The organism is Novosphingobium mathurense, from assembly GCF_900168325.1.
Taxonomy (GTDB): Bacteria; Pseudomonadota; Alphaproteobacteria; order Sphingomonadales; family Sphingomonadaceae; genus Novosphingobium; species Novosphingobium mathurense.
The window spans coordinates 1-6,017 of record NZ_FVZE01000027.1; the positions used below are offsets into that span (position 1 = coordinate 1).

General features: G+C 62.9%; 4 protein-coding genes. 1 reads left to right on the forward strand and 3 read right to left on the reverse strand.

Translation table 11 applies throughout. The features are described 5' to 3' along the window. Positions 1–845: 845 nt before the first annotated feature. The 3 genes from B5483_RS22560 to B5483_RS22570 all read right to left on the reverse strand — a co-directional run bounded on the left by B5483_RS22560 (position 846) and on the right by B5483_RS22570 (position 5,218). Positions 846–2,501, reverse strand: a complete 1,656-nt coding sequence (locus B5483_RS22560; RefSeq protein WP_079732138.1) for a GMC family oxidoreductase — start codon at positions 2,499–2,501, stop codon at positions 846–848. A 197-nt stretch (positions 2,502–2,698) separates the two neighbouring features. Beyond that, positions 2,699–3,715, reverse strand: a complete 1,017-nt coding sequence (locus B5483_RS22565) for an aromatic ring-hydroxylating dioxygenase subunit alpha (protein ID WP_079732139.1) — start codon at positions 3,713–3,715, stop codon at positions 2,699–2,701. A 222-nt stretch (positions 3,716–3,937) separates the two neighbouring features. After that, the gene (locus tag B5483_RS22570) at positions 3,938–5,218 is read right to left on the reverse strand and encodes an MFS transporter (protein ID WP_176168185.1); all 1,281 of its coding nucleotides are present in this window, start codon (positions 5,216–5,218) and stop codon (positions 3,938–3,940) included. A 558-nt stretch (positions 5,219–5,776) separates the two neighbouring features. On the opposite strand from B5483_RS22570, the gene B5483_RS22575 reads away from it, so the two are divergent. Next, positions 5,777–6,017 (forward strand): hypothetical protein (locus tag B5483_RS22575; protein ID WP_139384139.1); only part of this gene is annotated, 241 nt, incomplete at its 3' end.

Here is a 6,017-nt window from a genome sequence, read left to right on the forward strand (position 1 = left end):
GCCGACATCAAATCGGAATCCCTGGCCGGCTTCGCGTCGGAAAACATGGCCGACTTCGTATCGGAATGTCTGGCCGACTTCATCGGAATACGCACTCCGGACCTATATGGGTGGCGAATGCCAGCAGGAGGGTGTCGCACTGGTCTGGCATTGTGACGACCTTCGCAGGCCGCCGATGGGATCACGGAGCCGAGACCTAGGTCCAACAAGCACGCACGCGGACGTCGAATGCCTGGGGTCGTCTTGAGATCGCCCGACTCGATGAGGTTTCCGATCCGGGATCGGCCAAGACCGCTGACACGTGAAGCCGTCGCCATTCGGAGCGTCGGCGATCCACGGCTTCTTGCTCAGGGACGCTATCTCATCATCTCCGGCTGGCCGCGTCACGGGCACGTACGCCGCTGCAGTCGTTCGCGGGGAAGGCTGAGACCAGCGCAGCGGGCTTTCACCCCACGCCAGAGGCGAAATGCGCCGCAAAGTATCAAAATCAAGGGACATCAACGTCGTAGAACGCGGCCGCAAACAGACGGATGCGCGCATCGGCGTGTGTGATGAATTGAGCAAAGCTGGCCTGTGCGCCGCACAGGACGTTGCGACTGACCACAGCGCAAGGCCATTACCCGCGAACAGCTGCGCGTCTCGTCGCTTGCAACGTGCGATAGGACGCTCAGAAGAGCGTGAAGAACGGCGGTGTTGAGACCGTCCGGCGCGTTGGCGGAATCATTACGTGCCCGGCATTGTTCGCCCCACCGGAATATGGATCACGCGAATGGTGAGCCCAACGGTGAGGCGAGGGTCAGCACCCCCCGCACCCAATAAGGGTGGGGGAGCCGTTGCGGGCATTTTCAGGCGCCTTCGCGACTGGTTTCCGAATCCAGGCCGGTCCGGCCAGTCGCCCCCGGCTCGCCGCGCAGCATCGCCGCAGCCTTCTCGCCGATCATGATGCTGGGGGCATTGGTGTGCCCGCCCACTATGACCGGCATGATGGAAGCATCGGCCACGCGCAGACGTTCGGTGCCATATACCCGCAATTGGGAATCCACCACGGCTTCGGAGCCCGTGCCCATGGTGCAACTGCTGGTTGGGTGGTGCGCGGTGGCGATGGTAGCGCGGATATAGGCGTCGAGATCGGCATCGCTCTGCGCTGCCGCGCCGGGCTTCAATTCGCCGCTGATCACCTCGTTCATCGGCGGGCTCGCAAGCAGTTCCCGCATCCACCGCAAACCGTGACGCATGAGCGCCCGATCGCTCTCCGAACCTAAGAGGTTCCAGAAAATGCGGGGCTTGTCCAGCGGATTGCCCGAGCGGAGCTTGACCCAGCCACGACTATCAGGGCGCAGGATGATCGTCGAGGTCGTGAACACATGTCCGCGGCCCTTCATTAGTCCAGGGAACCACACCCTAGCATCCATGGCGGTCGGCAGGAACAGGGCCTCCAGATCCGGACGCTCCAGATTCGGCCTGGACTTGTAAAAGGCCATGGCCGTGAGCGGCAGGGTGGCGGGAAGGCCTTTCCCGCTCAGTTTCCACCAGAGGACGGAACGGGCGATCCGGTCGAGACGGATTGCATTTTCGAAGTCCATCTCTCCACGAGGCTGATAGGCCGTGGCAACGCTGGGATGTTCCTGCAGGTTCTGACCCACGCCCCGGAGGTCCACCTTCACCTTGATGTCCATCTCCCGTAAATGATCGGCGGGTCCGATCCCTGAGAGCATGAGAAGGTGCGGACTGTTATAGGCACCGCCCGAGAGAATGACTTCCCTCGTGGCGCGGGCGCTGTGGCGCTGCGAGCCTCGGATGTATTCGATCCCTACTGCCGCATGTCCCTCAAAGAGGATCCGCGTGGCCTGGGCGCCGGTTGCTATGACGAGGTTGGGCCGTCCGGCCGCGGGCTGTAGATACCCCCGCGCGGTGCTCGCCCGACGACCTTTGTGGATGGAAAAATCCGGCGCGCCAAAGCCTTCTGGATAACCTGCTTCGTAATCGTCGGAAACCTCGTGACCCTGGCGACGTGCGGTCTCGAGAAGCGTGCGGCACACCCGGTTTTCCATCGGGTGGCGCTGTGTTCCGATCGGCCCTGAATCGCCGTGCCTTTCGCTGCTACCCCGCCAGCTGCTCTCCATCCTGCGAAAATAGGGCAGCACATCCTCGAAGCTCCAGCCCGTGGCACCCATCTGCGCCCACTGGTCATAGTCGCGCGGGTCGCCGCGGGTGAACATCATCCCATTGATGGAGGACGAACCGCCCAGCGTCTTGCCGCGGAAAACGGGAAGCCTTCGGTTGTCGGCGTGGACCTCCGGCTCGGTAGCGTAGCCCCAGTTGACCTCCGGGCGGCGGAGCAACTGGAAGAAGGCCAAGGGCATGGCCATCAGCCGGTGCCGGTCGGGACCTCCCGCTTCCAGCAGCAGCACGCGAACCCCGGGGTCCTCTGACAGCCGTGCCGCTATAACGGCGCCCGCCGAGCCTGCGCCAACAATGATATAATCGAATTCCTTGGTCATCCTGCTCTCGTTCTTATCGCTCGATAGATTGGCTCGGCTTTTCTGACGCGTCACCAATTTTGAAACCGAAAGTCATGCCTAGCCCTTCTGGTGAAGAGCCGAGTTCTGCCTCGGCAAAGTCCGGGAGGGGGCGGTGAGCCAGCCCTCCCTTTATGAAGCGACATGGCCCGCCGAGCGGCCAGCCCTGATTTCTGGGCCTACCTCTCGATCTTCTCCAGCTTGCGAGCGACGCGCTGATAAAGAGTCGTCGCGCGATCCGCACCAATGGGATGGAAGTTGCGTCCGGGGACCTGTGCGATCACCTTCTGCTGTGCTTCGATCATCATCTTGTCTTCTGCGAAAGCCTGCAATGTTACCTTGAACAACTGTTCGAGGCGCGCCTCCTCGTCCGTGCCACGTGGAACGCCTGCCGAGAAGAAATAGCGCGCCTTTCCTTCCGACACCGGCGTGACGGCCTGGCAGGTGATGCTGTATACATCGTCCTGGGCGACGGCTTCCGGCGCGCCCTCCAGCCCGTCGGCGGTGCCCACCGGGAAGGCGTATCCCGCCATCGTCAGGATGCCCGGGACCAGGAAATCGTAGGTGTTCCAGTGATCGACCGTTCGTCCGTCTCGGTAGCGGCGGTTGCGTATCCATCGGCCGATCCGCACGCCGCGGTCCAAGGTCGTGACGAAGGGGGGGCTGTTCGACCATTCGTGATTGGCGGAACTGCCGAAGCTGTTCTCATGCACGAAGCTCAGATGGGACAGATCGAGAAGATTTTCACAGATCAGGTGCGCTGAGGCGTCATAGTCGATCATGCCGTGGCGCATGAGATAATTTGGACTATCCAGCGCCTCGGTCTCCGGGATCAGCGCTTCGTCGATCTTTTCTGCGTCTCCCATCCATATCCATACCCAAGTGCCGCGCACTGTGACCGGATAGCTGCGCACGGACAGGCTGTGCGGTATCATGTCCTGGCCGGGTACTTCCACTGCCCGGCCTTTGCGGTCGAAGAGAATGCCATGGTACATGCAACGCAGCCGATCGCCCTCGCAGCGGCCGAGGGAGAGAGGAGCTAGCTTATGGGGGCAGCGGTCCTCCAAGGCCGCCAGCTTGCCTTGCGAGTCACGGAAGAGGACGATCGGCTCGCCCAGGATCACGACTGCCTCGGGCTTCTCGCGAGCGAATTCCACGTCCCATGCAGCGACATACCAAGCGTTTCTAGGATACATTCACGATACTCCCTGGAAGATCATGGCAAGTGGCGATGGTCGACCCGTCACATGGCCTTTCCATAGGTGACGGCTTCCTCTCCTTCGCAACGTTGGCGGCAGCCTAGCCCCTCAGCGCAATGCCATCTTCGTTCAGACGGAACCTGCCATATGTGCAGGACCGAACCGCGCGCGGCCCTGCCGTCGAAACTCCTCGCAACGCCGGTGCGCTGGGCGACGCGGTCAGGCTTCTCCTTCCCGGAATCGCGTAGCGTCCGTGGGCAAAGAGCCAGCCGAGATCAGCATCACGAGCCCGGCGATGCCGGCGGCGAGCGCGGCAGCGACCATGCCGATGCGAATGGCGCCAGCGCCGAGGCTCGTAGCCAGGCTGTCATTGAGCATGCCGACGACCAGCGGCCCGGCAATCTGCCCGACAAGGTTCACGACGAGGAGGAAAAGGGCCATTGCGGTTGCCCTAGTCGCTGGTGGCGCGACCCGCAGTAGGGCGGCGTAGAGCGGAACAAGGTGCAGTGTCGTCAACAGGCCTGCAAGGGCATAGCCGATGAGGGCGATGGTCAGCGAATCCGCCCAGATGAAGAGGAGGTCTGCGGGAACTACCGCTAGGACGGCCAGGCCGGGCAACCAGAGCAACCAACGGATGTCGCGTCTTTCCAGCCGTGAGCTGAGCCATCCTCCGAGGAGCGCACCAAGTAGGGAGCTTGCGCCGCGGATCGGTCCGATCGAGGCGGCGATCTCTGTGACGGAGAGGGAATGGATCCGCTCGAGAAACGTGGGAGACCAGATTTGCGTGGCATAGAGGCTGATGCCCATGGCGCAGCCGGCCAGCATGGACAGCCTGAAGCTCCGTACCTGAAGCATCTGTCCCATTGCGGTCTTCAGGCTTGTTCGCGCCTCAGGCGACTGTCTCGCCCGGATGGGCTCTCGCACGGTGAGCCGGAACACAACTGCCAGGAGGAAGCCCGCACCACCCGCTGCAAAGAAGGCGGCGCGCCAGCCGCTCGTGGCGGCGATCCATCCCGCGAGCGGGAAGAGGAATATTGACCCCATGGCGTTGCCCGACGACAACAGGCCGAGGCCCAGCGAGCGGCGCTGCGGACTGATAAGATCGCTCACCATCGCATTGGAGGGGGCAACGCCGCTCGCCTCGCCTGCACCGGTAAGGAAACGCGCGGCCGCAAGCTGCACGGCGCTCGTCACCCAGCCGGTCGCGAGGGTGGCGAGGCTCCAGAAGGCGAAGCCATAGGCGATGACGCTACGCCTGCCCACCCTGTCGGCCAGTCTCGCGAGCGGCACGCCGGCGAGAGAATAGCACAGGACGAAGGCGAGGCCGGTGGTCAGTCCAATCTGCGTGTCGCTGAGCGCGAGTTCGGCCTTGATCTGGGGCAGGAGAAGGCCCAGCAACTGCCGATCAAAATAGTTGAAGGCGCAGATCAGGGTGAGGAAAGACAGGGCGTAGGCCCTGCCTAGGCGGGACTGGCCGGCCGGTTCGCTGCGCTTCGTCATAAGGTTGCTTTCTTGCTCGTCAGGGTGGAACGGTCCTGGCTCGAGCCGTTGGGGATGATGCCACCGCATCGGGACGATGGCGGACCATGCAAGCCCGGTCTGCCCGGCCATCCCGGTCCGAGAATGAGGTTCGAATCGCATTTCTACTCCCCGGATGGAGCGGCAGCCGAGGGCTGGCCGCGCGATGGAGCGGCGGACTGTGGCGCCGGGGCTCGCGAGAATCTTGTCTCGGAGCGAAATGCCGAATTTGTTACGAAGGAACGAGGCAACCGGGCAGGTAAGCGGCATCGCGTTGCCGTGTCGACCTCCGCCGGTGTCCGTGGGTCGTCTTTCGGTCCTCCGGTTCGTTTCGGATCAATTCCCTGGTTCCTTCAGGAAAAAGCCGTTCCCGTCCGTGGCGCTAGAATAGATCGTCCGGAACCAGTCCGGCGAGGCTGTGAAGCATAGGGTCAGGCCGGTGGCAGTTGCGTGGCTTGGTATGCCGCGGGAGTCATGCCGCATGCAGACCTGAGTCACAGGCATCGGCTGAATGACCAACGATTATAATAGGAGGGGAAGATGAAGATGCGCACGATATTGGGCAAGGCATTATTTGTAGTGGCTGCCAGCGGGGGCTCAACGCTAGCGTTGGCTCAGTCATTCGTGTCGGCGGCGCCCGAAGCTGGGGCCAATGATGCTGCCAGTTCGCAGAGGTCGCTCGGCGAGAGTCAGGAGATCATCGTGACCGCGACCCGGCAGGAGCAGGTGCTGCGTCGCGTGCCGCTGTCGGTCACCGCCTATTCGCAGGAGGCGCTGGACC